This is a genomic window from Stenotrophomonas sp. (genome assembly GCF_059505245.1).
Map to the genome: position 1 here is coordinate 50,071 of NZ_JCACKF010000020.1, position 24,318 is coordinate 74,388.

Sequence of the window (24,318 nt, forward strand, 5' to 3'; positions counted from 1 at the left end):
ACCTGCCGGCGTCTTTACGTGTCTGGAGTCACCACCATGAATACCCGCATTCCCCCCGGTCCGGGCGCCGTGCCCATGCCGTCGCGCCGCCTGTTCGTGCAGGGCCTGGCCGCCGGCGGCGTGGTTGCCGGCATCGCCGCCGTCGGCGCACCACAGCGCGCGCTCGCCGCCGCCACGGCCACCCCGCGCCTGGCCGGCGCCCCAGCCGTGCTCAGCGACACCCGCATCGAACTGGCCATCGGCGAATCACTGGCCAACTTCACCGGCCGCACCCGCCCGGCGATCACCGTCAATGGATCGCTGCCGGCGCCGATCCTGCGCTGGCGCGAAGGCCAGACCGTGGACCTGTTCGTGCGCAACACGCTGGAACGCCACCCGACCTCGATCCACTGGCACGGCATCCTGCTGCCGGCCAACATGGACGGCGTGCCCGGCCTGAGCTTCAACGGCATCGGCCCCGGCGAGACCTACCACTACCACTTCCAGCTGAAGCAGTCGGGTACCTACTGGTACCACAGCCACTCGATGTTCCAGGAGCAGGCCGGCCTGTACGGCGCGCTGATCATCGATCCGGCCGAACCGGCGCCGTACCGGCACGACCGCGAGCACGTGATCATGCTGTCCGACTGGACCGACATGGATCCGGGTGCGCTGTTCCGGCGCATGAAGAAGCTCGCCGAGCATGACAACTACTACAAGCGCACCCTGCCCGACTTCCTGCGTGACGTGAAGCGCGGGGGCTGGTCAGCCGCGCTGTCCGACCGTGGCATGTGGGGGCGGATGCGGATGACGCCGACCGACATCTCCGACATCAACGCCCACACCTACACCTACCTGATGAACGGCACCGCCCCGGCCGGCAACTGGACCGGGCTGTTCCGCAGCGGCGAGAAGGTGCTGCTGCGTTTCATCAATGGCGCCTCGATGACCTACTTCGATGTGCGCATTCCCGGCCTGAAGATGACCGTGGTCGCCGCCGATGGCCAGTACATCCACCCGGTCAGCATCGATGAATTCCGCATCGCGCCGGCCGAGACCTACGATGTGCTGGTGGAACCGAGCGGCCAGGATGCCTACACGATCTTCTGCCAGGACATGGGCCGCACCGGCTACGCTGCCGGCACGCTGGCGGTGCGCCATGGCCTGCAGGCGCCGATTCCCGAGCGCGACCCACGCCCGTTGCTGACGATGAGCGACATGGGCCACGACATGGGCAGTGGTGGCCACGGCGGCCACGACATGGCCGCGATGAAGGGCATGGAGGGCGGCTGCGGCGCCAGCATGGGCCACGGCGCGCCTGCCGGTGGCGATACCGCCAGCAAGGCGCCGAAGCACCCGGCCAGCGAGCGCAACAACCCGCTGGTGGACATGCAGAGCTCGGCCACCGAACCGAAGCTGGACGACCCCGGCATCGGCCTGCGCGACAACGGCCGCCAGGTGCTGACCTATGGCGCGATGCGCAGCCTGTTCGAGGACCCCGATGGCCGCGAGCCCAGCCGTGAGATCGAACTGCACCTGACCGGGCACATGGAGAAATTCTCCTGGTCGTTCGATGGCATTCCGTTCGCCAGCGCCGAACCGCTGCGGCTGAACTACGGCGAGCGCATGCGCATCGTGCTGGTCAACGACACCATGATGCAGCACCCGATCCACCTGCATGGCGTGTGGAGCGATCTGGAGAACGCGCAGGAGGAATTCCAGGTGCGCAAGCACACCATCGACATGCCGCCCGGCACCCGCCGCAGCTATCGCGTGCGCGCCGATGCGCTCGGCCGCTGGGCCTACCACTGCCATCTGCTGTACCACATGGAAGCGGGCATGATGCGCGAAGTGAGGATCGAAGAATGAGCCGCTCACTGCTTTCCCCCAGCCTGCTGGCCCTGGGCCTGGCCGCCGCATTGCCGGTGTTCGCGCAGTCGCACGCCGGGCATGACATGGCCGCGATGGATCCGCCCGCAAAGACCGCCAACGCGCCGGTCGAACAGGCCGATCATTCGAAGATGGATCATTCGAAGATGGATTCGGGCGCCACAGATCATGCCGGCATGGATCACTCGAAGATGGACCATGGCGCGATGCAACCGGCGGCGATGGACCATTCGCAGATGGACCACGGGGCAATGGGCCATGCCACGCCCGCGCCCACCGAACCGCGCGACCCCATCCCGGTGCCGACCGATGCCGACCGCGCTGCCGCATTCCCACCGATCGCGCACGGTGCGATGGAGCATGCGCCGGAGATCAACAGCCTGCTGCTGATCGACCGCCTCGAACATTGGGACGGCAAGAGCAGCAATGGCCAGGCCTGGGAGGCCACCGGCTGGATCGGTGGCAACATCAACCGCCTGTGGCTGCGCACCGATGGCGAACGCAGCCGCGGCCGCACCGAGTCATCGTCGCTGGAAGCACTGTATGGCCGCAGCGTGTCGCCGTGGTGGGACGTGCTGGTCGGCGTGCGCCAGGACTTCCGCCCGGCCGACTCGCGCACGTGGGCGGCCATCGGCATCCAGGGGCTGGCACCGTACAAGTTCGAGAGCTCGGCCACGCTGTATATGGGTTCCGGCGGCCAGGTGCTGGCCAAGGCCGAGGTCGAGTACGACGTGCTGCTGACCAACCGCCTGATCCTGCAGCCGCTGCTGGAAGCCACCGTCGCTTCCAGGGATGAACCGGAGTACGGCATTGGTCGCGGACTGAACAAGGTCGAAGCCGGGCTGCGCCTGCGCTATGAGTTCAGCCGCCGCTTTGCGCCATACATCGGCATCAGCCACGAGCGCACGTTTGGCGACACCGCCGACTACGCCGGCGACCACGCGCGCGACACACGCTGGGTGGCCGGCGTGCGCATGTGGTTCTGAGCAGCGGCTCGTGCGCAATGGCCAGCCCCGGCAGCCGCCGGGGCCGGCTACACTGCGCCACGTTCCAGTGCAGGCACCGCCATGTCGTTGCAGATCCGCCGCGCCACCCTTGCCGATGTCGATGCCCTGTCGGCGATCGCCATCACCACCTACACCGAAACCTGGGGCGACTCGTACCCCGCGCAGGAGCTGCATGATTTCCTGCAGGCGCACTACAGCAGCGAACCGCAGCGCACTGAACTGTCCGACCCACGCAGCGCCATCTGGCTGCTGATGGACGGCGACGCCGTGGTCGGCTACCTGGCCGCCGGTGCCAACACCCTGCCGCACGCCGATGCACGCGAGGGCGACATCGAACTGAAGCGGTTCTACATCCTGGCCGCACACCAGAACGGCGGCCATGGTGCACGCCTGATGGACGCGTTCATGGCCTGGCTGGACCGGCCGCAGCGCCGCACCCTGTGGGTGGGCGTATGGGAAGAAAACTTCGGCGCGCAGCGCTTCTACGCGCGCTATGGCTGCAGCAAGGTCGGCGAGTACGACTTCATCGTCGGTGATACCCACGACCGCGAGTTCATCCTGCGGCGGCCATGATCATGCAGCCATGTAGCGTCGAGCCATGCTTGGCCAGGGTCTGCAATATCCAGTCGAGCATGGCTCGACGCTACAAACTAGAAATCGAACAGTTCCGACAGGAAGCTGTCCTTCTTCTTTTTCTTGTAGCCCTGGCCCCGGTTGTCCTCGTAGCGCTGGCCGAGGTGGCGGGTATCACGGTGCATCACCAGTGGCGGCGACGCCGGCTGAGCCTGCACGGGCGCTGGCGGCGGTACGGCCGCACCGGCGCCTGCGCGCTCGATGATCTTGTCCAGCTCGCCACGATCCAGCCACACGCCGCGGCAACTTGGGCAGTAATCGATCTCGATGCCGTGGCGTTCGGCCATCTGCAGCGTCTGGGTCTTGCACACGGGGCACAGCATCGGTATTGCTCCTGTCGGTCTGGTTTCGACTGTACCTGCACCGCGATGACTGTGCGGCAACGCGTGACCGATGGCACAGGGACTTCCGGCGCGTGCCCACATGCGTACCGCGCGGCACACTGCGCCCTTGTTCCGCAGGGAATGCGTACATGACCGTATTGTCCCGCCTGCCCACCACCGCGCGCCTGTTGCTGGTGCTGCTGGGTGTCGGCCTTGGCCTGAACCTGCGGGATATCGCCGCGGCCATCGGCACACCGGTTCCCGCACTGCCCATCCCCTATGGCGGCAGCCTGTTGGACAACGCGCTGGCGGTGCTGGTGGCACTGCTGCTGGCCGCGCTGCTGCGGCCCCGTGACATGGGCCTGATGGCCAGCTTGGGACTGCGCGGAAACGGCTGGGGCGGCCCGTTGTGGGTGCTGCTGGCCAGCCTGCCCTGCTGGCTGGGACTGGCGCTGCTCGGAACTCCGAACACGGCACTGACTGCGCTGGATGCCACGATGCTGGCCGCGCTGTTCCCGCTGGCCGAGGAAGCGCTGTTCCGTGGCCTCGGCTTCGTGCTGCTGGTGAAGATCGTGCGCGGTCCGTGGCCGTTGCTCGCGCTGCCGCAGGCACTGCTGTTCGGCATGGTGCACTGGCTGGGCTTCGGCGGGTTCGACGGCGGCGGCATCGCACTGTTCATTGGCGCGGTGATCGCGCTGGGCGGCTTCATCTTCGCCTGGCTCGACCACCTCGACGGCGACACCCTGTGGTGCGGCCTGGTCCTGCATGTTTCGATGAACCTGGCCTGGAATGTGTTCAGCCTCGATGACGCCATCGCATTGGGCTGGCAGGCCACCAGCCTGCGCATCGGCACCGCCCTGCTCGCGGTGGCGGTGCTGGCATGGCACGTGCGGCTCAGGCGCCAGAGAGGGCTGTAACGCCCGCTTAGCTTGCCGTGCACGTCGGGATCACTACCGGCTTGCGCATACTTGCGCGCCTTTTCACCGTTGCTGTCCGGAGTTGTCGCGTCATGTTGCTGTCCAAGCGCCACGTTGAACCCCGCGTCCTGCTCATCGAGGACGCCGAGGAAACCCGCGAGCTGAGCCGACTGGCGCTGGAAAGCCAGGCCTGCCACGTAGTGGGCGTGAGCTCTGCCGAAGCGGCGCTGGGCCTGCTGGCGGCCGGTGAGCGTTTTGACCTGCTGTTCACCGACGTCAATCTGGGGGCGATCAGTGGCATCGAAGCCGCCAACCGGGTCCGCAGCCTGTATCCCCAGCTGCCGATCCTGGTGACGTCGGGCATGGACCAGCACCAGGTGCTGCCGCAGCTGCGCGACGGCATCCATTTCCTGCCCAAGCCCTACAACATGAGCGAGCTGCTCGACGCCATCCGGCTGTGCTTCCGGCACGCCGATGTGGGCGTATTGACCGGGCCGGACGCACAGGCGGCCTGAGGCATTCATCCACACCACACCCCGGTATCCATGCCATGCGTGGATGCCACCGGCCATCAACCGCCGGTATACGGCCCCTCGCCCGGCATCACTTCCAGCAGCGCACGGGTGATCGCCCGCGGGTAGACGGTCAGGTGGTCCTCACCGTCGATCACCACGTTGTCCACCTTCAGCTTGCGGCCACTGCGCTGAAGCTGGGCGGTGAAGTCGGCGGTCTGGCGCAGCATGTCGTTGCCGGTTGAATAGCGCGGCCCGGGCTTGTCCGTTTCATAGCTGCCCACCGACAACAGAACGCGCGTGGGCTGCGCCGGGATGACGGCAACGTCCTGCATGCGTGGCAGCAGTAGCTGGTCGAACCACAGCGACGGACTGGACAGGATGTAGGTGCTGAACAAGTCCGGCTGGGTGGTCAGCACATAGGCGCCGAACAGCGCGCCATAGGAGTGGCCGGCGAACATGCGGCGGGTGGGATCGGTGCGGTAGCGCGCATCGACCATCGGCAGCACCTGCGCCGCCAGGAAATCGCGGTAGTGCGCGGCCCCGCCGTAGGAGACGTCGTCGCTGTAGTAGCCATCGACCGTACGCGCCGGGGTGCTGGGCGTGTAGTCGCGCGAGCGGCTCTGCTTGGAGGTCAGCCCCTCCTGCGGCGGCAGCCCGACCAGGATGAAATCCTCGATGTTGACGCCCTTCTGCCCGACCAGGTTGCGCACGCTGCGCACCAGCGGGAAGCTGTACAGCGCATCGGTCACGTACAGCACCGGATAGTGCTTTTCCGGATGTGCGGCGTAGTCGGCCGGCAACGCCACCCAGATCGGGTAATCGCGTCCCACCGGGTCGTGCACGCGCAGCGCCTCGGTATCCGGCAGCACCACGCCCTGCGCGGCGGTGGCCGCGCTTTCCTTCGCTTCATCCGGAGTTGCCGGTGGCGCCACCGACATCGCACAGCCCCCCATGGCCAGGCAGGCCGCCACACTCCATCCACGCACACGCTGCATCCACACTCTCCCGTTGCGGGCGACGCACCCGGGTGGCGTCGCTACCGCATCCTCACACGTCGCGCGGCGCCGCGCCACGCGCGGTCAGGGCGAGGCCGGCGGCGGCGCCGGGAACAGTGTGCGCAGCGCCTGCAATGCGGCCGGGTGGTAGACGGTCGCGTGGGTTTCCTCCGGCAGCGGCAGGTACTTCACCAGCGGCGACGGCGAGGCCTGCTGCAGGATCTCGGCCAGTCGTGCAGTGGATGCGGCCAGTTCCGGTTGCCCGCTGCTGGCCAGGAACACGTGCGGCTGTGCACGCGTCACCGCCGGCAGCTGCCGGGATGCTCCGGCCAGCATCGCACCACGGTTCCACCACAGGCTGGGGTCCAGCGCGATATAGCTGTTGAACAGCGTCGGCTCCTGCAGCAGCGTCTCGACCACGAACAGGCCAGCCAGCGACTCACCGATCAGCGCACGCTCGTCTGTGGTCGGGTAGCGCTGGCGTACCTGCGGCATCAGTTCATCGCGCAGGAAGCTGCGGTAGGCCGCCGAGCCACCGATGCGTGGCGCGATCTTCTGGTCCTGCGGGTCGCTGCTGGGGCCGGTCATGTCGCGGCGGCGCTCGGTATTCTCGATGCCGACCAGCAGGAACGGACGCATGCTGCCATTGCCGGTCAGCACCTGCACCAGCCCTGCCACATGCAGGAAATCCTCGCCGATGCCGCCATCGGCCATGTACAGCACCGGCAGCGGCGCCTTCGGATCCAGGCCCCAGGGCTGCGGACGATAGACATTGATGCGGCGGGTCTCGCCCAGTGCCTTCGACTGCACGGTGAAGGTCTCGCCGATCACCAGTGGTGCGGCCGCAGCGGTCGATGCCGGCGGTGCTGCCGGCACGGTGGGAACAGCTGCGAGGCCCGGCCCTGCGGCGGCCAGCAGGATCAGGGCGGAGAGAGCGACGACGCGCATGCGAACTTCCATTTTCGAGAGGACGGCCAGCATAACTGCGCCGGCGCCCTCAACGGCGATCCAGTTCGATCACGGCCTGGCAGGCACGGAGCTGGTCGTCGGCATCGCGTCCGATTCGAACAAGCGCTGCCGCAACCTCTGCTCGTAACTGGGCGCCCGCATCACGTTCGCCGGTGCGGGCGGCGGCTTCGGACAGACGGCCGGTATGGCACGCGGCGAGGTCGTCGCGCAGGCGGAGAGTGCCAGCGCGCAGGGCAGCCACCACATCGGCATCCACCTCGGCCGCGCGCTCACGATCCTGTTCATGTTGTTCCCCCAGTGAGGCCATCGCCTCGCTCCGTTCTTCCTGATCCCGGCGCAACCGCCGTTCGGACTGCACCGCGCCGGCCTGTTGCTCCACATCGGCACGCGCCATCGCGAGGTCGCTGCGATCACCGCGCCAACGCCAGCCAGTCATGAACATCAGCAACGACCACAGCAGCAGCGACGCCATCACCACCAGCATGCGCGGCATGGGTCACTGCTCCGCCAGGCAACGCGCGTGGCGCTGCTGCTGGCGCTCCCACACTCCCCAGCACACGGTGTTGGGGCGGCCGTCGATGCGGGTTGAACAGTCGTAGCCCCCTGCCCGTCTCCACAGCAGCAAGGCATCGCAGGCCTGGTGATACTCACCTTGCAGCAGATGCCGGCGCATCGACGACGCGCGCCAGTTGCCGATGCCGTACTGGTAGAGGAAATCGACATAGACGTCGTACTCGCCCTGGCTGAGCGCCACACCGGGCAGCGACGCGCGGAACTGCCCTTCCTCCCTGGCCAGATGAGCCTGCACGGCATGCAGCGCGCGTACTGGCGTGGTGCGGTCGCCCAGCCTCACCGGCGTGCCATCCTCGCGAACGGTCGAGCCGAAGCCATAGGTGGGCCGGTCATTGCGCGTGGGCACCACTGCGGCGTCGGTGTATCCCTCGCGGTCAACGATGGCGATCAGGCCCGCAGCACTCAGCGCAAGCGCGGCGACCAGGCTGCGTACCGGCAATGTACTGCCGGGCCGGCTCATTCGCGCTCCCTGCGGCGCCATTCGCGCAGCCAGCGCCAGCCCAGATAGGCAATCTGCGCCGCCAGGTAGATGATGGTGAGGACCACGACCAGGCGGTCCAGGGTGATGCCGGCTGCAAGCGCACCGGCGACGGTAACCGGTGGCGCCGACTTGATGGCCGCCGCGCCGGCCGTGCTGATGATTTCTTCTTTCATGATGGGTCCTGGAGGGAATGCAGGCCGCGTCGCATCGACGTGGCCCGAAGGGGTGCCCGCCCCGCTGCCGGCTCGGCACGAGGGTTGTTCCGGTCGGGAGGCGGGCGGAAGATCGGTTCCGCCGCTCATGCGGCCTGGGCGATGCCCTCCATCCAGCCACGTACGCGCTGGAAGCCAAGTTCGACCAGGTTGAGGTAATGCCGGTTGGATACCGGCCGCTGCCCGCTGTTGGCCAGCAGCAGATTCGCCGTTTCGAATCGTTCGACCTTGCGTCGGCCACGCCCGCAGTAGTAGCCGCGCAGCGCACAGGCCATCGCCACGTTGTCACGCGCGACCGCCGTGATGATGTCTTCGATCTGCTGCGCCAGCTGATCGGTTTCCAGAGGCTTGTAGCCCTGGGCCCGCCCCGGCATGTCACCACGATGCTCGATCAGCACCGCCAGCAGGTTGCGCGACTGGAAGCCGAGGTATTCGCAGTCGCGATGCAGCGCATATTCGCCGCCCCAGTGCTCCAGGCGGCTGCGGACATACTCACCGAACGTATCAAGCTGCATGGGTGGCTTCTCCTTTGACGGGCGACGGGGCCGGACCGAACACATCCGGGCGCAGGGATTCGCGGCGCACGGCGCCCGCAGTGGCCAGCTCGATGCGCCGGCACAGGCGTGCGCCGGGAAGCTTGTGGCCGCGGGCGATCATGTAGAGGGTCCGCAGCGCGCAACCGGTCTGGTGGGCCAGGCGGCGCATGACGGGACAGCTGGGGGTGCCGTAGCCCCCTTGGGAGATGGCGTAGTCGATGAGGTTCATGGGCCACACATTACTGCTACGGTAATGGATAGTCAATACCGTTTTGGTCATTTGCTGGATTGGTAATGCAGCGCACCATCTACAGATGGACGCCAGTACCGCTCGCACCCTCAACATGCGCCTCCGCGTGGCCGCCGCCGGCGGCCCGGCCGAGTGGGCCCGCCTGTACGGTGGCACCCGCTGGGCCCAGCCCCAGGTCAGCCAGTGGATTTCCGAGAGCAACCCGAAGAGCATCGGCCATCGGCTTGCGCGCGATCTTGAATCAGTGATGCAGCTTCCACATGGAACGCTGGATCGCGTCGATCAGGACGGGGACGTGTCGCTTCAGTCTCAATCTACGGGACTGGATTTCGAGAAAATGAGCGCTGCGGTCAAGGTGCTTTCGCACTACCTGGAGCTGGTCGGCGATCCACCGGAATGGATCTACGATCCCGTGCTGCTGGAGACCGCATTCATGGTCGTGGACGAGTTCGGTCAGCCCTCTGCACCGGACAATGTGCTCGACCTGACGAAGCTTCTGGCAAGACGGATCAGGGAGGCAAGGGATGACTCACACGCGACTCGAGGAGCTCGCACAGCGGTTGGCCGCTAGGACCCAGGAACTGCGCGGCGAGCGCACCCCGGCGCCGGCATTGCGGGTGGTGGCGGGAGACGCACATGTGGTCCGCGGGGAGAGGCGCATGGACGCGATCATGCGCGAGTGGCATTGCCGCATGATCCGCAACGTACGCCGACGCTGGGGCGAACCCATGCAGCATGTGATCGATCAGGCATGTTGCGGTGTGGTCAACATCGAGCAACTCGCCGACGACGCACTGATCCAGTTGCACAAGGACATGGAGCGCGCGGAGGAGTGCATCCGCGAGGGCATTTCCTTCCACGACGCCGGGCTGTTGCGCGCGCATTACGGCTGACAGCGTCCCTGGCCGGCCGGAAACGGCCGGTTCTGATGAGATCAATTACCTGAAATTACCATTATTGTTACCTTAAAGGTAATTTTTTTAAGGTGAGTGACGTGGGGGCAGCAGCGACGGAAGCGGGTGCGCGGAGCGCCGCCTCCCCGCACCCGCTGCCAGCGGGCGCCGGGGAGTCGATGGCACCTGCAACACCGCATCGTTGCAGCGGCACTTCCCCCATTGCGGAAGTGCTTTGAAGGAAGCAACAAAAAAGGCGCCCCTTGGGCGCCTTCTTGATCGTCAATGCAATGGTGGGCCGTGAAGGATTCGAACCTTCGACCAAAAGATTAAAAGATGGCTAGGCCATCGTTTAGGATCAGCAGCCTACATCCGCGTTCTTTCCCGGCCGCATTCCGTGAAACGCCTGCGGTTGCTTATGGTCCGACTGAATTCTCCCGCCCTGGATCTCGCTGATCTGGCCGACACTCGGCCCCCCAATCTGGAACCAATCTTCATGGTCTATTTTTCTGCTGATCAAGATGACACAACCTCGATGAAGATCTATCGCGGCATGACCTCGCATCAGTGGGAGACTCGGCAAGGTGTTGCGCGAAAGGGCGAGGAACGCGAGGCACAGTTTCATGCAGGAGACACTCGGGTCTCTGCAGGAGACACTGACATCTACGTCGGCAGGTGTGTTCAGAACGCTCTGACCTTCACTGCGATGGACTCTTCCGGCTACAGGCACAGTTGGCTGAGCTTCACCAAAGATAAGTCCGTCGCTGCGTTCTTCGCGCTGAATGAGCTGGACGAGTCAGGTTCAGATCATGGAGTTGTCGTCGAGACGACCCTCCAAGCGCTTCGGGAACTTGGAATAGCCTACGCGCAGAACGACATTCGAGTTCCATGGGAGCAAGAGATCAGTGTGGATCTCTACGACTCCCCCTACTTCCCGGAGTCAGCAATCATCCAAGTGCATCACGTGCCTTACTCGGAGCTCTGGAGGGTCGCATCGGACCTCCAGAGTCGCTGGGGAGGGACGGGAGCCTACACCCGGCATGCTTTCAGCTTATGACGGTCAGTGGCAAGGAAGAAGATCTGGCAACCACTCCGCTAGAGGTCTCGAGGCCTTTGTCCGCGCCTGCGACCGTCGCTTCCAGCATGCATCAGAACGAGGACAGGGACTGCGAATCCCCACCAAGTGATTGAAGCGTTAGGTATAGTTAGAAACACCCCACTGCACTGCAGGGGTCGCTGATCTGCACCACCTAGACTTCGCTTCCCAAAGGTAGCGCAGAGGCCAGGTCGATGCAGACAGGCACCTCCATATTGAATCCCCGCGTTGTTGCCAACGCGGAAAAGCTGCAGTCAGAGTTCAGATGTGTAGTCCCGTTTCCCCACCTGGTCATCGATGACTTCCTCGACCTGGACTTCGCGGAACTCCTCTCCGAGCAATTCCCGCCCTTTGATTGCGGCAACTCCATGGCAGATGACGGAACACCCGGCGGGAAGTCCACCGTCGAGGCCGTGCGCTCTCTGGGCACCACCTATCGTCGACTCGACTATTGCATCAGGAGCCCTGAGTTTCTGTTGCTGCTATCGAGGCTGACCGGGATTGACGGTCTGATCTACGATCCGTGGTACCTCGGCGGTGGGACCCATGAAAGCAGAGACGGGACCAGCCTCGACCCGCACATCGATGCCAATTTCCACCCCGTCGAACCCTGGCACCGTCGTCTCAACGTCGTCCTCTATCTGAATCCGTCCTGGGAAGCGGAATGGGGTGGCTCGTTTGAGCTGTTCCGTGATCCCTGGACCACGTCAAACGCCGAGAGGCAAGTGCCGCCAACGTTCAATCGGTGCGCGATCTTCGCGACCTCCGAACACTCCTGGCATGGCTTCAGCCAGGTTCGTCTACCGGCAGCACACGCTCAGCGCACCCGGCAATCGATTGCGCTCTTCTTTTACACCGAGGTTCGACCTGCCGCAGAAACGGTGGAGCGGCACACGGTTCACTACGTCAAGCGCCAGCTACCAGACTACTTCACCACGGGCTACGTGCTGAGCGCGTACGACGTTGCATGGGCCAAGGACGTGATCGCGCAACGCGATGCGCATATCCGGCAGCTCTATTCCGAGAATGCCGCCCTACGCAACGCCCAGGACTCTGGCCTGGGGGGCACGCTTCTCTACTGGGCAAAGCGCGCCTTCCTTCGTCTGCGCCACGCGCGGTAGCACCGGAAGTACCGAAGGCTCCTTCGCATCGCCCGCACCCGGCCGGGCCGGGAGGCAGCCTACTCCCCTGCCATCCAACTGAATGGCAGAACCACAGAGGTCCTGGCCAGCCTGTTGGCGCGCACCGCCTGGCGGTACTTGGTCAATGCAGCCACGTCGGAGCGGAGCCTTGCTTGATGCCGGGCAACCCACAACTCCGCACCGGCCTGGCCCTGCGCAAAACTGCTGCAGCTCCGGGCAGGGCCGCCCGGACCATGTCGGTGACGGTCGAGCGAAGCGAACCACGAGCCGTCGTCCACCCATTGGGACATGCTGACGATCCACACGCCATCACAGGCAATGACGGCCTGCGGCTCCTCAGGATTGCTGGCCGAGCGCGTTGTCCAATAGAAGCCGTCGGGAAGTGCCATGGCGTGCAGGATACGGCTGGCCGTCGCAGGGACTGCGATCACACAGCCAAGCAACGCAGGTAAGCGAGAGGGGAAGAGAGGAAGCGCGCGAGTGGATAGAGAGATGGGTACCCCACGCTTATAGAGGGAAGTTTTCAGATGTCCATCGGGAAGAGGCAATTTCTGTAACGCCCCGACGAAAAACACGAAATTCCATTCAAATTCATACAGTTATGAAGCATCGCCACTGGCAACTAATGAGCAATTAATCTGCAATCAGATTGCTAAGAGGCAGGGCAATCTTCCTCCTAAAATTTTTCCTTATGAATCAATAACATTGCATCAGCGCCGCGCACCGATTATCTGCACATTGCCTTCCCACGCAATCTCAAATCATTCTTTTAATTCAACGACATAGGTCGGCCCCAACGAGATGGCCCAACAGATTGCCTGTTTCCGATGGGCACATGAAGAATTCCGCCCGCTCATCAGCGACAGTCCAGCAGTGCCCTAGCCGCCGCAAAGCTGCCCAAGCGCAGGGATCCGCAGGCGGCGAACCATGCTGCCCATGGAACAGGAGCCTATGTATGGCAGGACTTTCGGCCAGTTGCAGGGGCTGCAGGGAAACCGCCCTATCAGGCCCGCAGGCGTGGCGGGGAGACGAGTGCGCGCGGCGGGTTCGAGCGGCTGATCGGTACCATTACATGCCATTCCGTACCCTGGGGGGCGTGCGCGAGCATCTGGCACAAGGGGGCCGCTTACGGCCGTTCCGCCTGGGCTCAAGTACGCCCAGCTGCCGCCGATAACTGTCGCACAGGGGCTGCATCAACTACTGAATGGAGATCGCTTCATGCTGCAAGGCATATCGGAAGGCTTTTCGCTGGGCATCTGGACCCTCGTCGGCGCAGCAGTTGGGCCGCTGGTGGTTGCAGCAGGGTTTGGGTTTCGCAAGGTTGTCGCCTACTTCAACGGCGTCCCAACACCTGAGCGCCCCTTCACGGCCTGGTGTGTCCTGACGGCGGTCGTGTTCGCCGTCGCCGGCTCGATGTGGCAGGCCAAGGCCGGCCCGTTCGCTGAGTGTCGCGAGGCAGGCGGCACGAACGCCAAGTGCCTCATCCTGCCGCAGTCCAGCAAGGCATAAACAGAAAAGGTCGCCCGAAGGGGCGGCCTTTCCATATGGGCCAGTTGCTGCCCGCTGATTATCTGCAGGCGATGCAGAAAAATCACGCCATGGGGTTTGCTGGTGTGGCGGGGAGACGAGTGCGCGCGGCGGACAGTCGACAGCGGGACTACACGCACAGACAACAAATGTTATGCGGAGAGCAAATATTCTTCCCAACCTGCCATTCGGGGCGCCTACCCTATAGGGAGACAACATTGGGCAAGGAGCCTCATGAACCAGCACCAGCTAAGCATCCGCATCGAATCGGCTGATCTCTCAATCCCGATTGGCGAAAGCAAACCTGTAATTCGACTGAAGGGCCATCTAATCAGCCCGGTAAAGCTGCATCATAGCGAGGGCTTTGAGATCTCCGGCTATCCGTGCGAAGTCGCCATCGACCGTAACGTGCACGACACACAACAGAACTATGGGTATGCATCGCTCGGCAGGCGCGCGCAAGGACGTTTCATCAATGCGACTTACTCCGCCTCCCCCGATTCATTTGATCGAATTTCGTCACTGCTTGGCGACATCTCAACAGTCTCCTACGCCACCTTACGAATAATCGATGTAGCTCAGAATGAGTACCAAGAAATAATCTGGCGGCAGCCTACGGCCGGTTCTTCTATCGCCGAGTTGGTGGTCCACCGCGAGACCCAGTCCCTGCAAACACCTAGATGAAAACGAAGAGACCGCTCCGAGGCGGTCTCTCTTTCAATTGTGGTGCGCTGAGTCTAGCACCACTGACAATCCTCAAGCACTCTTACGGGCACGCCGCGAGCAATGACAGCGCCGAGCAATGAGTCGTCATTGCCGAAAGTTGGGCGCCAGAAGACGCGCAACCGGAGACGAGCACCGCACGCAGAGTCGCCTGCTTTCGGACGAAAAAATGAATCAGACGCGGCAGCTCGTCGACCTAGCGATTCAACAAGTCACCGCAGTGACTGCCCTCATCGGCGAGATGCGCCCGCCTGTCGCGTCGCCTGGGCGGCTCCAATGTGCTCTCTTTCTGTCCATCTCTGAACAGCACGAAGCCACGACGCTGCTGACTCAGGCCGGCCTGACGACACACGCAGCAATCCCCCTTCGATCCATGTTGGAGGCGCTCGCCGACCTGCGACTGCTCGGTGCGGGTCCTAGTCACGTGGAGCGCATGAGGTACAAGCAGAAGCATGGTGAGAAGAAGCTGTACGCCTCTATCCTGGATGCGGAGGAGCTACCAGCACATAGCGGGGAAATGTTTGACGCACGGCTGGCTGAATGCATGGTGCAGTACGATCCCCTGCACGAAAAATTTGGGAAGAGAGGGAACAGGCGGTCTCAGGCCGACGATTTCATTGCCGCAGGGCTGACCGATCTGATTGCCACGTACAGCATGCTCTGCAGCTTCGCGCACACCGACCTTGCGGCCTTGGCATATCGCCACCAGGGTGAGCACGGAATGACCTACCGGGCGCCGGTCCCCTACGATGTCACGTTCATGATGTTGTCGGTCGCTAGCTACGTGCTGCTTACAGCAGCGCAGACACTTGAGAAGATCGTCTACTTACCCGAGGGAAGATTCGCGCATCACTTTGCGATCTTGGATCGACTGCAAGCTCAGATGATGCATTTGCGGCCTATGCTCGCAGGGAATTTCGACGTGCCGGAACAAGAATGCCGCCCGGAGGCGGCTCAGTAGGTGCTATGGGTTCAGCGGATTACTCGTTGGTGAGGCGTGACCGCGCCACATCGTGGTAGTGCCACCCGCTCCGCGCTGGTGGAGATGGCCCTGCAGCGGCAGACCGCCATCAGCGCCGACCACCCCATGGTCGACGAGTTCTGGGAAACCTACGAGTATCTGGAAACCATCGGCAGCGGCGAGCGGCGCATCGTCAACCACTCGCGCGACCCGCAGCGTATCGCCATCAACCTCAACGACTTCGTCGCCAGGGCCAGTCAGTTCAACCAGCCTGTGCCGGATCTGAAGCTGCTGCGCGCCTACCTGCGTGACTCGCGCCGCCACAAGCTGATCGACGCCAACCTCACCGTCAACAGCGCCATCAAGACCACCAGCACCGGCGCTGGCGTGGCCGTGCGCTGCTGGGTGTTCAGAGCATGAACACCCAGCAACTCTCAAGCGATTGCGTCTACAAAGCGCTCCCAGCGGCTGAGTGGCATGACCTTATCTTCAAATCCATGCCCCTTGAGATTGCTGTTGAATGCCGGCAATCGCAGCGCTTCGATGATCGTAGGCGAACCGGCTCCCGCTCTTGCGAGCGCCGTTTCGGCCCTAGCCACGCTTATCCCATCGCGGAGCGACGTCACCCGGACTGCTTCGTACTTCGCTCTGGAATCAGCCATCGCGCGAGCCCGGCCGCCAAAGTCGAACACCAAGCTCACGATGGACAGAATCACAACGGCTGCAGTGAGCACAGCTGCGACGCTCGGCGCGCCCTTGAGCAGTGTGACAAACGCCCCGCTGCCAGACACCAATTCGGCCACCTTGATCGCCTTGTCAAGGCGTGCATAGAGGCGTTCGTGAAGTTCCGAGAGCCTGATGTAGTAGCAGATATCCATGCCGACCTCGAACAGCGTCCGGTCGGCACGCTTCTCAGTCTTCATCTGAGTCGTCCTGATCATCATCAGGCTTCGACGATTCAGGAGCGGGATAAGACGGGTTGCGATACGGAGGGGGCGAATGTCGACTCACGCCGTAATCTTCCAAATCGCGGTTACTGCCAGTATCTCTCGGTGCCATTTCCGTATGCCCCCTGTTCACACCGCCGGCTGGCGGCTTGCCCTGATCCTATGGCCTCCGACGCCCGGGGGCAATATTGCGGGTTGAACTTGACACAGGCCCGTGTCGGACGCAAAGTCCGCCACAAGGAGCGTAGAAACTCTGAGGAAACAGCGGCATCCGCGCCCGACAGCATCGCGGTTTTTTTTGCGCCTGCAATTCGTGCGCAACGACGTTCTTTGCGTCGGGAGGGCGGCAGCCATACAACACCCGCAAGGGGAAAGCTGCCCGCCGGTCTGTTTCCCGGTTTCTACCCTCCCGACACCCTCGGTGCGACGCGTAGAAACGTCTCCCCGAGGTCCGATCTCAGAAACAGGAGACGTCCTCCATGGCACACAGCCATCTTGCGCGTGCGCGCCAGCTTGCCCATCTGTTCGGCCAGATTGCCGACACCACCGAGTGGAACCACGCCTGCTGGCTGGCCCTGTTCGCCCGTCTGCTGGGGCCGGGCGTAGCACCGTCCGAGCTCACCCTGGCCCACGTACAGCGCGCGATCGAGCAGACCTGCGCCAGCTGGCCCACCGGCTGCACCTCGGCGGCCAACGGCGGCCCGAGGGCGCTGTCATGAGCGCCTGCATCCGGGACGCCAAGCGCCCCCCGGCCGAAGTGCTCAACAGCCTGCACTATCTGGTGCACGAGCTCGATGTCGACCCGCTCGCGGAACCCTGCACTTCCTGTTCGAGCGCTACCAGGAATCCAGCGATTTCCGGCGCCTGGCAAGGGGCACCCGTAAGAACTACAGCAGCTATGCAGAGGTGCTTCCCACCTACCTGCGCAAGGACGGCACCCCGCTGGGCTCGATTCCGGTCGACCGCATCACCACACCCGTGGTGCAGCGCCTGGTCAAGACGTTCGCTGCCGGCAGGCCCGCCAACAAGGTGCAGCCCGCCCTGCCGGCATACCCGACCAAGGCCAACCACCTGCACCGCTACCTGCGCCTGGTCATGTCCTGGGGCGTGCGCATGGGCTACTGCCGCACCAACCCCGCCAAGGGCGTGCGCCAGGCGAGGGAGCGCGCCGATTCCCGCATGCCCTCGCAGGAGGCGTTTCGCGCTGTACTGGCCTTCGCGCGCGAACGCGGCGCGCTGGGCGAGAACGTCAAGGGCAGCTTCCCCGACTACCTGGCCCCAGTGATGGTGCTGGCCTACAGCGTGCGCCTGCGCGGCATCGAGGTCTGCACCCTCACCGACGCACACCGACAGGACGATGGCATCCGCAGCAACCGGCGCAAGGGCTCGCGGGACAACGTCACCGAATGGGATCCGGCCATGATTGAAGCGTGGGACCAGCTGATCGCGCGGCGCACCCGCATCTGGAACCGGAAGGGCCGCGTGCGGCCGGTACCGCTGCGTGCCAGCGATCGCTACCTGCTGATCGAGCGCGGCGGCGAGCCGATCACCCGCAGCGCGTTGTCCAGCGCCTGGCAGCGCTTCATCACCGAGGCCATCCGCGTGGGCGTCATCGCCAAGGAGGATCGATTCGCCCTCCACGGCCTCAAGCATCACGGCATCACCGACGGCGACAACAAGGCTGCCGGCGGACACAAATCGGCCTCGATGCAGCAGCGCTACGACCATGAAGTACCCGTGGTTCAGCCACCACGGAAGCGCAGCGCACTTGAGCGTGGAACCACGTAATTTTCCCGCCAATTTTCCCGGCAGCATGAAAAAGGCGCCCAGTGGGCGCCTAAGTCATTGAATGCAATGGTGGGCCGTGAAGGATTCGAACCTTCGACCAAAAGATTAAAAGTCTTCTGCTCTACCGACTGAGCTAACGGCCCGCTGCATTGCCCCGGCCTTTCGGCGGGGTCCGCATTCTACCCTACTTTGCTGGGTCGCGCGAAACCACGGTGTGTCGAGGCTGCCGGCCAGCGGCCGGCACTACCCGATCGGGCCAGCCCGCTTAAACCTTCCGGCCCCTCTACGCATCCCATCAGCGATCCCCACCGCGGAACTTCGGATGCGTCTGCCCTTCAACCTGCTCGCCGCCCTGCTGTTGCCCTGCAGCGCTCTGGCCGCCCCGTCCCAGGTCGTCACTGACGACATCGCCCGCTTCTGGACCACCTATGATGCGGTGCGCGCCGAGCCTGATGCCGAACGCCGGGTGGCGCTGGTGCAGCAGCGCTACATCGATCCCGGCAGCCCGGGACTGCATGCACTGATGCAGGTCCGCAACTACACGGCCCGCGAATACGCCGAGGCCATGCAGTCGTGGCCACGCTTCTGGACTTCGGTACGGCCGTTGACCGCCAACGCGCAGCAGGCCAGCGCCACGTTGGAGCAGGACCTGGCCGCCTTCCGTGCGCTCTACCCTGCCCTGCGCCCGGCCATCATCACCTATGCGGTTGGCGTGCTGCGTACCGGCGGCACCACGCTGCGCGACAAGGTGCTGATCGGCGCGGAGATGGCGCTGGGCGACGAGCGCGTGGACGTGAGCGAGCTGCCCGAGCCGATGCGCAGCCGGCTGCGGATCTTCTACGACAGCCGACCCGGTGCGAACAACGCGCAGAACAATCTGCACGAATACGTGCATACCCAGCAGCGCGAGACCACCGGCAACCTGGCCCAGTATGCGGTGCGCGAAGGCGTGGCCGAGTACGTGGCCGAACGCATCAGCGGGCGTCGGCCGGCGCTGCCGCTGTACAGCTACGGGCCCAAGCATGAAGCGGAAATCCGCACGCGCTTCATCGCCGAGATGGACGGTGATGATCTGGACAACTGGCTCTACAACAGCGCCCGTAATCCATTCGGTGTCAGTGATGTGGGCTACTACGCCGGCTACCGCATCGCGCAGGAGTACATGCGCCGGCAATCGGATGAGAAGGCGGGTATCGCGCGGATGATCGAGCTGGATTATGCCGATCCGGAGGCGGTGCGCGACTTCGTCGAGGCATCGGGATGGCTGCGGGCCCGGTAGATCAAGGAGTACGAACCAACGGTTCGCACCCACCGGGAGGGCAATTCGCACCCACGGGAATGCCGGCCAGCGGCCGGCACTACCAGAACCGGTCAGGCGTACAGCGTCGGGTCGGCGACGCCGGCCTCGGCGAAGCCCTGCGCGCGCAGGCGGCAGGCGTCGCAGTGGCCGCAGGCGGCGCCGTTGGCGTCGGCGTTGTAGCAGGACACAGTCAGGCCGAAGTCCACGCCCAGGCGCACGCCTTCGCTGACGATCTGGCCCTTGCTGAGGAACTGCAGCGGTGCGTGCACCTTGATGCCCGCACCCTCCACGCCCGACTTGGTGGCCAGGTTGGCCAGCGCCTGGAACGCCGCCACGAACTCGGGGCGGCAGTCCGGATAGCCGGAGTAATCCACGGCGTTGACGCCGCAGAAGATGTCGTTGGCACCGAGCACTTCGGCCCAGCCCAGGGCCAGCGACAGCATGATGGTGTTGCGCGCCGGCACGTAGGTGACCGGAATGCCGGCACCGCCGGCCTCGGGCACGTCGATGTCGTCGGTCAGCGCCGAGCCGCCGATGCTGCGCAGGTCCACATCCACAGTCTTGTGTGCGACCACGCCCTGGGCCTTCGCCACGCGGGCGGCGGCATCCAGTTCGGAGGTATGGCGCTGGCCATAGCGCACGCTCAGGGCATGCACGGCAAAGCCCTGTTCCTGGGCCATGGCGATGACGGCGGCTGAATCCATGCCGCCGGAGAGAAGCACGACTGCCTTCTTCATGGGAAAAACGTCCGGTTGGGAGGGGAAAGCCAGCACGCTGTCCCGCGCCGGAGTTACATCAGGGAACGCTGCGCGGGCTCATCGGCCCGGCTCGTCATTCCACAGGATTTTATGCAACTGCATCTGGAAGCGCACCGGCAGCCGGTCTTCGACGATCCAGTCGGCCAGCTGCCGCGCAGTGATCTCGCCCTTGCTCGGCGAGAAGAACACGGTGCAGCGCTTCACCAGGCCGTGCTCGGCGACCATGGCCTTGGCCCAGTCGTAATCCTCACGGTTGCAGATGACGAACTTGATCTGGTCGCGGGCGGTCAGCAGCGGCAGGTTTTCCAGGCGGTTGCGGGCGGCTTCGGCCGAACCCGGCGTCTTGATGTCGACGACGCGCGACACCCGCGGGTCCACCGCGCTGACGTCCAGCGCACCGGAGGTTTCCAGCGAGACGTCCATGCCGGCATCGCACAGCTTTTCCAACAGCACCAGGCAGCGCTTCTGCGCCAACGGCTCGCCACCGGTCACGCAGACGTGGCGCACGCCCTGGGCCAGCACCTCGGCCACGATGTCGTCGATATCCCACCAGGTGCCGCCGTGGAAGGCATAGGCGGTGTCGCAGTACTGGCAACGCAGCGGGCAGCCGGTCAGGCGCACGAACACGGTTGGCCAGCCGGCGGTATCGGCTTCGCCCTGCAGCGAGGTGAAGATCTCGGTGATCTTCAGGCGTGGCAGGGGCGACTGCACGATCTCACTGGGCGTGGCGGCGGCGCTGGACGGAGTAACGGCGGTCATGGCGGGTACTTCTTGGTGGGACACGTGGCGGGTGGGCTACCGTGGCCGGTAACGAACGCAGCCGAGCATGGCTCGGCTCTACGAAAACAACCGGGCAGACAGGGCCCGGCGCTGCCGGATCCGGGCGGGTTTGCCGAACCGGAAACGAAAGCAGCCGAGCGTGGGCTCGGCTCTACAGGGCACCTATTGTACGCCGGGTCAGCGGATCAGCGGATCTGCTTGCCGAGGCGGATGGACTGCAGACGGTCCTGCGCGGTGCGCGCGGCGTCCGAGCCGGGGTACTGCGCCACGACGGCCTCCAGCGTCTGCTGGGCCTGGTCGACCTTGCCCTCGCCATACTGCGAGAGACCGACCTTGAGCAGGCCGCCGGCGGCCTTGTCGTGGGTCGGATAGCGCGAGAGCAGTTCGCGGAACTGGGTCTCGGCCATCGGGAAGTTGCGGGTGGCGTAGTAGCTCTCGCCCAGCCAGTACAGCGCGTTCGGCGCGTAAACGCCGTTCGGGTACAGCTGCAGGAAGCTCAGGAACAACTGCGCCGAATCATCGTACTTGCCGGCCTTCAGCGAATCGAAGGCGACGTTGTAGGAGGTGCGCTCGTCGCCGGTGGCGGCAAGACTGCCGGCATCACCGTGGACGGAAGGCGGCCGCTCGGAAGTGGCCGCCGCTGCGGGTTTTGCCGGGGCCGGTGCGGCCTTCGGCGCGCTCGCCGGAACGGGCGGCAGGGCCGGGGCGGCATTGCCCCCTTCCAACCGGTTCAGGCGGCTGTCCAGATCCAGGTACTGGTCCTGGGCGGACTGCTTGAGCTGGGCGTTGTCGTGCTGCAACTGCTCGATCGAGGCCTGCAGGCTGGTGACCTGCTGCCGCAGCTGATTGATCTGGTTCAACAGGTCCTGGTTGGCGCTGTTGTTGTACATCTGCTGCTCGAGCGCGCCGACACGGTCGGCCAGGCTCTGTCGCTGTGCATGCGCCGGTGCGGCAGCCACGAGGGCTGCCGCAACGACCAGCATCAGTTTGATGCCAATGCGCATGGATTACTGCGCGGTGTAGACGATTTCGACGCGACGGTTCTGCGACCAGCAGGACTCGTTCGACTCGGTGCAGACCGGACGCTCTTCACCGTAGGACACGACGGTCAGCTGCGAAGCCGAGCCACCGTTGGCCTGCAGGGCCGAGTTGACGCCGTTGCCACGACGCTCACCCAGGGCCTGGTTGTACGCGCGCGAACCGCGTTCGTCGGTGTGGCCCTGCAGGGTGATGCGCGAGGACGGACGGTCACGCAGGTACTTGGCGTGGCAAGCCATGATGGCCTGGAATTCCGGCTTCACGTCTTCCTTGTCCAGGTCGAAGTAGACAACGCGCTGGCGCAGGCAAGCGTCGGTGTCCAGGTCGCCCGGGCCGTACAGGCCGGAGGTCGACGGACCGGTCGGGGTGGTGGTGGAGGTGCCGGTGTCGACCGGGGTTGCCGGCTCTTCCTTCACCTTCTTCGAGCAACCGGCCAGGACGGCCACAGACAGCAGGGAAACAAGCAGAACGCGGGTGGACTTGTTCATGGCGATACCTTTGTGGCTCCTAGGCCGATGAGGGGTTCAAGACAGCGAAAATATTAACACTCTTTTAGCGCTGGGTACGGTATGGGGACCATGCCGGTTCGCGCACATCTCCGTCAGCCAGAACCAACCGCTGGCGCACGCGCGCATCGGCGGAAACGGCGTACAGCACACCACGGCCACCCTCGCGGGCGGCGTACAACACCATGCTTGCGTTGGGCGCAAAGCTCGGAGATTCATCCAGCGAACCCGGGGACAGCGTGCTCCAGCGGGGCGAACCCAGCGAGCTGTCCATCATCGCGATCTTGTAGCTGTTGCCCGAGCCCTGCGCAACGGCGATCTTCTTGCCGTCGTAGGACACCGAGGGCTTGGCATTGTAGTTGCCCTGGAAGGTCACGCGCTCGGCACTGCCGCCACCGGCGCCGACCTTGTAGACCTGCGGGCGGCCGCCGCGGTCGGAGGTGAAGTACACCGCGCTGCCATCCGGCGCCCAGGTCGGCTCGGTGTCGATGGCGAAGTGGTTGGTCAGCTGGGTCAGCTGCTTGCTGCCCAGGTCCATCACGTAGATTTCCGGGTTGCCCGAACGCGACAGGGTCAGGGCCAGCTTGCGGCCATCGGGTGAGAACGCCGGGGCGCTGTTGATGCCGCGGAAGCTGGTGACCAGTTCGCGCGCACCGGTGCCGATGTTCTGGATGTAGATCGCCGAATTGCCACGCTCGAAGCTGACGTAGGCCAGCTTGCTGCCATCCGGGCTCCACGACGGCGACAGCAGCGGCTCGGCCGAACGCACGATGGTCTGCGGGTTGTAGCCGTCGGAGTCGGCCACCATCAGCGCATAGCGCATGGCATCGCCCTTGCCGCTGGCGGTCACGTAGGCGATGCGGGTCCAGAAGGCGCCGCGCACGCCGGTGATCTTCTCGTAGATGGCGTCGGCCATCTGGTGGGCGACGTCGCGCATGGCGTTGCCACGGGCGGTCATCGCCAGGCCCAGCAGGCGCTCGCCCTTGGGCACGTCGAACAGTTCGTACTCGACGCGGTAGGCACCGGCACCGGCATCGAGCACGCGGCCGACCACGATGTAGTTCTGCTTCAGCGCGCGCCAGGTGGCGAACTGGATGTCACCGCCACGCAAGGGCTTCTCGACGATCTGCGCTTCCGGCAGCGTGCGGAACTGGCCCGAACGCTCCAGGTCGGCGCGGACCACGCCGGCGACGTCGGTCTGCGGAGCGGCCGACGAACCCTGGTAGGGCATCGGCACGATGGTGATCGGCAGGGCGGAGGCATTGCCGCCGATGATGTCGATATCCAGCCCCTTCTGCTGCGCGACGGCAGCAAAGGGCAGCAACAGGGCCGCAAACACGGCAAGCCAGCGAGGCATCTTTTTCATGGAGCGCTCAATAGGGGGAAACCGGAACGAGGGATAACAAAGCAGGAGTGAACCGCTTCGCAATCATGAACCAAGGGTACGTGAATTCCGGGTCAGTTCCAGCCCGCCCTCTCACGCACCGTTAACGTCGTGGCTAACATCGCACCTGCCTGCCCCGGTCACGCCGCCCCTCGGGGCGGTGTTCGACAGCAGCCTGCAGCCTGCCCGGCCGAA

30 protein-coding genes, 1 tRNA gene and 1 pseudogene are annotated in these 24,318 nt (G+C 64.7%); 16 read left to right on the top strand and 16 right to left on the bottom strand.

Annotated elements, in window-relative coordinates:
* The first annotated feature begins 36 nt into the window (after positions 1–36).
* The 3 genes from AC5JLE_RS08800 (at position 37) to AC5JLE_RS08810 (ending at position 3,449) form a co-directional block, all read left to right on the top strand.
* On the top strand, positions 37–1,848 hold the full coding sequence (locus tag AC5JLE_RS08800; RefSeq protein ID WP_075075731.1) for a copper resistance system multicopper oxidase: 1,812 nt from the start codon (positions 37–39) through the stop codon (positions 1,846–1,848).
* Complete coding sequence (locus tag AC5JLE_RS08805; RefSeq protein ID WP_496065223.1) at positions 1,845–2,855, top strand: copper resistance protein B; 1,011 nt, start codon at positions 1,845–1,847, stop codon at positions 2,853–2,855. Before AC5JLE_RS08800 ends, AC5JLE_RS08805 begins: the two co-directional genes overlap by 4 nt.
* 81 nt (positions 2,856–2,936) lie before the next feature.
* A complete protein-coding gene (locus tag AC5JLE_RS08810; RefSeq protein ID WP_069116296.1) occupies positions 2,937–3,449 on the top strand; it encodes a GNAT family N-acetyltransferase in 513 nt (170 codons plus the stop codon).
* Positions 3,450–3,526: 77 nt separating this feature from the next.
* On the opposite strand, the gene AC5JLE_RS08815 is transcribed toward AC5JLE_RS08810, so the two are convergent.
* Complete coding sequence (locus AC5JLE_RS08815) at positions 3,527–3,832, bottom strand: TFIIB-type zinc ribbon-containing protein (protein WP_241884284.1); 306 nt, start codon at positions 3,830–3,832, stop codon at positions 3,527–3,529.
* 149 nt (positions 3,833–3,981) lie between these two features.
* Between AC5JLE_RS08815 and AC5JLE_RS08820 the strand changes: the two genes are divergently transcribed.
* On the top strand, positions 3,982–4,749 hold the full coding sequence (locus AC5JLE_RS08820; protein ID WP_496065224.1) for a CPBP family glutamic-type intramembrane protease: 768 nt from the start codon (positions 3,982–3,984) through the stop codon (positions 4,747–4,749).
* Between the two features lie 92 nt (positions 4,750–4,841).
* Complete coding sequence (locus AC5JLE_RS08825; protein ID WP_014648113.1) at positions 4,842–5,264, top strand: response regulator; 423 nt, start codon at positions 4,842–4,844, stop codon at positions 5,262–5,264.
* 56 nt (positions 5,265–5,320) lie between these two features.
* Here the strand turns inward: AC5JLE_RS08825 and AC5JLE_RS08830 are convergent, their stop codons facing one another.
* The 7 genes from AC5JLE_RS08830 to AC5JLE_RS08860 all read right to left on the bottom strand — a co-directional run bounded on the left by AC5JLE_RS08830 (position 5,321) and on the right by AC5JLE_RS08860 (position 9,259).
* The gene (locus tag AC5JLE_RS08830; protein ID WP_197561394.1) at positions 5,321–6,259 is read right to left on the bottom strand and encodes an alpha/beta hydrolase; all 939 of its coding nucleotides are present in this window, start codon (positions 6,257–6,259) and stop codon (positions 5,321–5,323) included.
* Between the two features lie 84 nt (positions 6,260–6,343).
* On the bottom strand, positions 6,344–7,207 hold the full coding sequence (locus AC5JLE_RS08835; RefSeq protein ID WP_032958962.1) for an alpha/beta hydrolase: 864 nt from the start codon (positions 7,205–7,207) through the stop codon (positions 6,344–6,346).
* Between the two features lie 49 nt (positions 7,208–7,256).
* Positions 7,257–7,721 (bottom strand): lysis system spanin subunit, encoded by a 465-nt coding sequence (locus tag AC5JLE_RS08840; RefSeq protein WP_014648116.1) that lies wholly within the window; start codon positions 7,719–7,721, stop codon positions 7,257–7,259.
* 3 nt (positions 7,722–7,724) lie between these two features.
* Positions 7,725–8,261 (bottom strand): glycoside hydrolase family protein, encoded by a 537-nt coding sequence (locus tag AC5JLE_RS08845; RefSeq protein ID WP_014648117.1) that lies wholly within the window; start codon positions 8,259–8,261, stop codon positions 7,725–7,727.
* A complete protein-coding gene (locus AC5JLE_RS08850) occupies positions 8,258–8,455 on the bottom strand; it encodes a hypothetical protein (RefSeq protein ID WP_014038210.1) in 198 nt (65 codons plus the stop codon). The genes AC5JLE_RS08845 and AC5JLE_RS08850 overlap by 4 nt, the downstream gene beginning before the upstream one ends.
* 125 nt (positions 8,456–8,580) lie before the next feature.
* Positions 8,581–9,009 (bottom strand): hypothetical protein, encoded by a 429-nt coding sequence (locus AC5JLE_RS08855; RefSeq protein ID WP_014038211.1) that lies wholly within the window; start codon positions 9,007–9,009, stop codon positions 8,581–8,583.
* Positions 8,999–9,259: a helix-turn-helix domain-containing protein gene (locus AC5JLE_RS08860; protein WP_032958958.1), complete on the bottom strand. Its 261-nt coding sequence runs from the start codon at positions 9,257–9,259 to the stop codon at positions 8,999–9,001. Before AC5JLE_RS08860 ends, AC5JLE_RS08855 begins: the two co-directional genes overlap by 11 nt.
* An 85-nt stretch (positions 9,260–9,344) precedes the next feature.
* Between AC5JLE_RS08860 and AC5JLE_RS08865 the strand changes: the two genes are divergently transcribed.
* The 4 genes from AC5JLE_RS08865 (at position 9,345) to AC5JLE_RS08880 (ending at position 12,390) form a co-directional block, all read left to right on the top strand.
* Positions 9,345–9,851, top strand: a complete 507-nt coding sequence (locus AC5JLE_RS08865; protein WP_032958957.1) for a hypothetical protein — start codon at positions 9,345–9,347, stop codon at positions 9,849–9,851.
* Between the two features lie 88 nt (positions 9,852–9,939).
* The gene (locus AC5JLE_RS08870; protein WP_032958956.1) at positions 9,940–10,173 is read left to right on the top strand and encodes a hypothetical protein; all 234 of its coding nucleotides are present in this window, start codon (positions 9,940–9,942) and stop codon (positions 10,171–10,173) included.
* Between the two features lie 535 nt (positions 10,174–10,708).
* A complete protein-coding gene (locus AC5JLE_RS08875) occupies positions 10,709–11,230 on the top strand; it encodes a hypothetical protein (protein WP_496065225.1) in 522 nt (173 codons plus the stop codon).
* 233 nt (positions 11,231–11,463) lie between these two features.
* Positions 11,464–12,390, top strand: a complete 927-nt coding sequence (locus tag AC5JLE_RS08880; protein WP_496065226.1) for a 2OG-Fe(II) oxygenase — start codon at positions 11,464–11,466, stop codon at positions 12,388–12,390.
* 59 nt (positions 12,391–12,449) lie between these two features.
* On the opposite strand, the gene AC5JLE_RS08885 is transcribed toward AC5JLE_RS08880, so the two are convergent.
* Positions 12,450–12,800, bottom strand: a complete 351-nt coding sequence (locus AC5JLE_RS08885) for a hypothetical protein (protein WP_496065227.1) — start codon at positions 12,798–12,800, stop codon at positions 12,450–12,452.
* Positions 12,801–13,629: 829 nt separating this feature from the next.
* On the opposite strand from AC5JLE_RS08885, the gene AC5JLE_RS08890 reads away from it, so the two are divergent.
* From AC5JLE_RS08890 to AC5JLE_RS08905, 4 genes and pseudogenes are all read left to right on the top strand, one after another.
* Positions 13,630–13,920, top strand: coding sequence for a hypothetical protein (locus AC5JLE_RS08890; RefSeq protein ID WP_496065228.1), 291 nt, complete (start codon positions 13,630–13,632; stop codon positions 13,918–13,920).
* A 252-nt stretch (positions 13,921–14,172) separates the two neighbouring features.
* Positions 14,173–14,622 carry a hypothetical protein gene (locus AC5JLE_RS08895; protein WP_496065229.1) on the top strand — a complete coding sequence of 150 codons (450 nt, stop codon included), beginning with the start codon at positions 14,173–14,175 and terminating at the stop codon, positions 14,620–14,622.
* A 208-nt stretch (positions 14,623–14,830) separates the two neighbouring features.
* Positions 14,831–15,622: a DUF5677 domain-containing protein gene (locus tag AC5JLE_RS08900; protein ID WP_496065230.1), complete on the top strand. Its 792-nt coding sequence runs from the start codon at positions 14,831–14,833 to the stop codon at positions 15,620–15,622.
* A 63-nt stretch (positions 15,623–15,685) separates the two neighbouring features.
* Positions 15,686–16,042 (top strand): annotated as a pseudogene (locus tag AC5JLE_RS08905) (bifunctional DNA primase/helicase); the annotation flags it as partial.
* 14 nt (positions 16,043–16,056) lie between these two features.
* Here AC5JLE_RS08905 and AC5JLE_RS08910 read toward each other — a convergent pair.
* Positions 16,057–16,545 carry a hypothetical protein gene (locus AC5JLE_RS08910; protein ID WP_496065231.1) on the bottom strand — a complete coding sequence of 163 codons (489 nt, stop codon included), beginning with the start codon at positions 16,543–16,545 and terminating at the stop codon, positions 16,057–16,059.
* A gap of 503 nt (positions 16,546–17,048) precedes the next feature.
* Between AC5JLE_RS08910 and AC5JLE_RS08915 the strand changes: the two genes are divergently transcribed.
* Positions 17,049–17,288, top strand: a complete 240-nt coding sequence (locus AC5JLE_RS08915; protein WP_496065232.1) for a hypothetical protein — start codon at positions 17,049–17,051, stop codon at positions 17,286–17,288.
* Between the two features lie 187 nt (positions 17,289–17,475).
* Entirely contained in the window at positions 17,476–18,357 is an 882-nt protein-coding gene (locus tag AC5JLE_RS08920; protein ID WP_496065233.1) for a site-specific integrase, read from the top strand.
* 67 nt (positions 18,358–18,424) lie between these two features.
* Here AC5JLE_RS08920 and AC5JLE_RS08925 read toward each other — a convergent pair.
* Positions 18,425–18,500: transfer RNA gene (locus AC5JLE_RS08925), tRNA-Lys, on the bottom strand.
* A 179-nt stretch (positions 18,501–18,679) separates the two neighbouring features.
* On the opposite strand from AC5JLE_RS08925, the gene AC5JLE_RS08930 reads away from it, so the two are divergent.
* Positions 18,680–19,636, top strand: a complete 957-nt coding sequence (locus AC5JLE_RS08930; protein WP_496065234.1) for a DUF2268 domain-containing putative Zn-dependent protease — start codon at positions 18,680–18,682, stop codon at positions 19,634–19,636.
* A gap of 92 nt (positions 19,637–19,728) precedes the next feature.
* On the opposite strand, the gene queC is transcribed toward AC5JLE_RS08930, so the two are convergent.
* From queC to tolB, 5 genes are all read right to left on the bottom strand, one after another.
* Positions 19,729–20,394, bottom strand: coding sequence for a 7-cyano-7-deazaguanine synthase QueC (gene queC, locus AC5JLE_RS08935; protein ID WP_014038216.1), 666 nt, complete (start codon positions 20,392–20,394; stop codon positions 19,729–19,731).
* A gap of 78 nt (positions 20,395–20,472) precedes the next feature.
* Positions 20,473–21,174 (bottom strand): 7-carboxy-7-deazaguanine synthase QueE, encoded by a 702-nt coding sequence (gene queE / locus AC5JLE_RS08940; RefSeq protein WP_496065235.1) that lies wholly within the window; start codon positions 21,172–21,174, stop codon positions 20,473–20,475.
* Positions 21,175–21,380: 206 nt separating this feature from the next.
* Positions 21,381–22,199 (bottom strand): tol-pal system protein YbgF, encoded by an 819-nt coding sequence (gene ybgF, locus AC5JLE_RS08945; protein WP_049406165.1) that lies wholly within the window; start codon positions 22,197–22,199, stop codon positions 21,381–21,383.
* 3 nt (positions 22,200–22,202) lie between these two features.
* Complete coding sequence (pal, locus tag AC5JLE_RS08950) at positions 22,203–22,721, bottom strand: peptidoglycan-associated lipoprotein Pal (RefSeq protein ID WP_014648158.1); 519 nt, start codon at positions 22,719–22,721, stop codon at positions 22,203–22,205.
* A gap of 64 nt (positions 22,722–22,785) precedes the next feature.
* Positions 22,786–24,105: a Tol-Pal system beta propeller repeat protein TolB gene (gene tolB, locus AC5JLE_RS08955; protein ID WP_100450490.1), complete on the bottom strand. Its 1,320-nt coding sequence runs from the start codon at positions 24,103–24,105 to the stop codon at positions 22,786–22,788.
* Between the last annotated feature and the right edge of the window lie 213 nt (positions 24,106–24,318).

What these genes read in the sequence shown, in the direction of transcription:
- AC5JLE_RS08910 (WP_496065231.1), bottom strand. Translation starts at nt 16,545, where the DNA reads ATGAAGACTGAGAAGCGTGCCGACCGGACGCTGTTCGAGGTCGGCATG.
- AC5JLE_RS08875 (WP_496065225.1), top strand. Translation starts at nt 10,709, where the DNA reads ATGAAGATCTATCGCGGCATGACCTCGCATCAGTGGGAGACTCGGCAA.
- queC (WP_014038216.1), bottom strand. Translation starts at nt 20,394, where the DNA reads ATGAAGAAGGCAGTCGTGCTTCTCTCCGGCGGCATGGATTCAGCCGCC.
- AC5JLE_RS08820 (WP_496065224.1), top strand. Translation starts at nt 3,982, where the DNA reads ATGACCGTATTGTCCCGCCTGCCCACCACCGCGCGCCTGTTGCTGGTG.
- AC5JLE_RS08825 (WP_014648113.1), top strand. Translation starts at nt 4,842, where the DNA reads ATGTTGCTGTCCAAGCGCCACGTTGAACCCCGCGTCCTGCTCATCGAG.
- AC5JLE_RS08895 (WP_496065229.1), top strand. Translation starts at nt 14,173, where the DNA reads ATGAACCAGCACCAGCTAAGCATCCGCATCGAATCGGCTGATCTCTCA.
- AC5JLE_RS08830 (WP_197561394.1), bottom strand. Translation starts at nt 6,259, where the DNA reads ATGCAGCGTGTGCGTGGATGGAGTGTGGCGGCCTGCCTGGCCATGGGG.
- AC5JLE_RS08835 (WP_032958962.1), bottom strand. Translation starts at nt 7,207, where the DNA reads ATGCGCGTCGTCGCTCTCTCCGCCCTGATCCTGCTGGCCGCCGCAGGG.
- AC5JLE_RS08915 (WP_496065232.1), top strand. Translation starts at nt 17,049, where the DNA reads ATGGCACACAGCCATCTTGCGCGTGCGCGCCAGCTTGCCCATCTGTTC.
- queE (WP_496065235.1), bottom strand. Translation starts at nt 21,174, where the DNA reads ATGACCGCCGTTACTCCGTCCAGCGCCGCCGCCACGCCCAGTGAGATC.
- tolB (WP_100450490.1), bottom strand. Translation starts at nt 24,105, where the DNA reads ATGAAAAAGATGCCTCGCTGGCTTGCCGTGTTTGCGGCCCTGTTGCTG.
- AC5JLE_RS08890 (WP_496065228.1), top strand. Translation starts at nt 13,630, where the DNA reads ATGCTGCAAGGCATATCGGAAGGCTTTTCGCTGGGCATCTGGACCCTC.
- AC5JLE_RS08900 (WP_496065230.1), top strand. Translation starts at nt 14,831, where the DNA reads ATGAATCAGACGCGGCAGCTCGTCGACCTAGCGATTCAACAAGTCACC.
- AC5JLE_RS08845 (WP_014648117.1), bottom strand. Translation starts at nt 8,261, where the DNA reads ATGAGCCGGCCCGGCAGTACATTGCCGGTACGCAGCCTGGTCGCCGCG.
- AC5JLE_RS08805 (WP_496065223.1), top strand. Translation starts at nt 1,845, where the DNA reads ATGAGCCGCTCACTGCTTTCCCCCAGCCTGCTGGCCCTGGGCCTGGCC.
- ybgF (WP_049406165.1), bottom strand. Translation starts at nt 22,199, where the DNA reads ATGCGCATTGGCATCAAACTGATGCTGGTCGTTGCGGCAGCCCTCGTG.
- AC5JLE_RS08860 (WP_032958958.1), bottom strand. Translation starts at nt 9,259, where the DNA reads ATGAACCTCATCGACTACGCCATCTCCCAAGGGGGCTACGGCACCCCC.
- AC5JLE_RS08870 (WP_032958956.1), top strand. Translation starts at nt 9,940, where the DNA reads ATGGACGCGATCATGCGCGAGTGGCATTGCCGCATGATCCGCAACGTA.
- AC5JLE_RS08930 (WP_496065234.1), top strand. Translation starts at nt 18,680, where the DNA reads ATGCGTCTGCCCTTCAACCTGCTCGCCGCCCTGCTGTTGCCCTGCAGC.
- AC5JLE_RS08880 (WP_496065226.1), top strand. Translation starts at nt 11,464, where the DNA reads ATGCAGACAGGCACCTCCATATTGAATCCCCGCGTTGTTGCCAACGCG.
- AC5JLE_RS08800 (WP_075075731.1), top strand. Translation starts at nt 37, where the DNA reads ATGAATACCCGCATTCCCCCCGGTCCGGGCGCCGTGCCCATGCCGTCG.
- AC5JLE_RS08840 (WP_014648116.1), bottom strand. Translation starts at nt 7,721, where the DNA reads ATGCCGCGCATGCTGGTGGTGATGGCGTCGCTGCTGCTGTGGTCGTTG.
- AC5JLE_RS08865 (WP_032958957.1), top strand. Translation starts at nt 9,345, where the DNA reads ATGGACGCCAGTACCGCTCGCACCCTCAACATGCGCCTCCGCGTGGCC.
- pal (WP_014648158.1), bottom strand. Translation starts at nt 22,721, where the DNA reads ATGAACAAGTCCACCCGCGTTCTGCTTGTTTCCCTGCTGTCTGTGGCC.
- AC5JLE_RS08885 (WP_496065227.1), bottom strand. Translation starts at nt 12,800, where the DNA reads ATGGCACTTCCCGACGGCTTCTATTGGACAACGCGCTCGGCCAGCAAT.
- AC5JLE_RS08810 (WP_069116296.1), top strand. Translation starts at nt 2,937, where the DNA reads ATGTCGTTGCAGATCCGCCGCGCCACCCTTGCCGATGTCGATGCCCTG.
- AC5JLE_RS08815 (WP_241884284.1), bottom strand. Translation starts at nt 3,832, where the DNA reads ATGCTGTGCCCCGTGTGCAAGACCCAGACGCTGCAGATGGCCGAACGC.
- AC5JLE_RS08855 (WP_014038211.1), bottom strand. Translation starts at nt 9,009, where the DNA reads ATGCAGCTTGATACGTTCGGTGAGTATGTCCGCAGCCGCCTGGAGCAC.
- AC5JLE_RS08850 (WP_014038210.1), bottom strand. Translation starts at nt 8,455, where the DNA reads ATGAAAGAAGAAATCATCAGCACGGCCGGCGCGGCGGCCATCAAGTCG.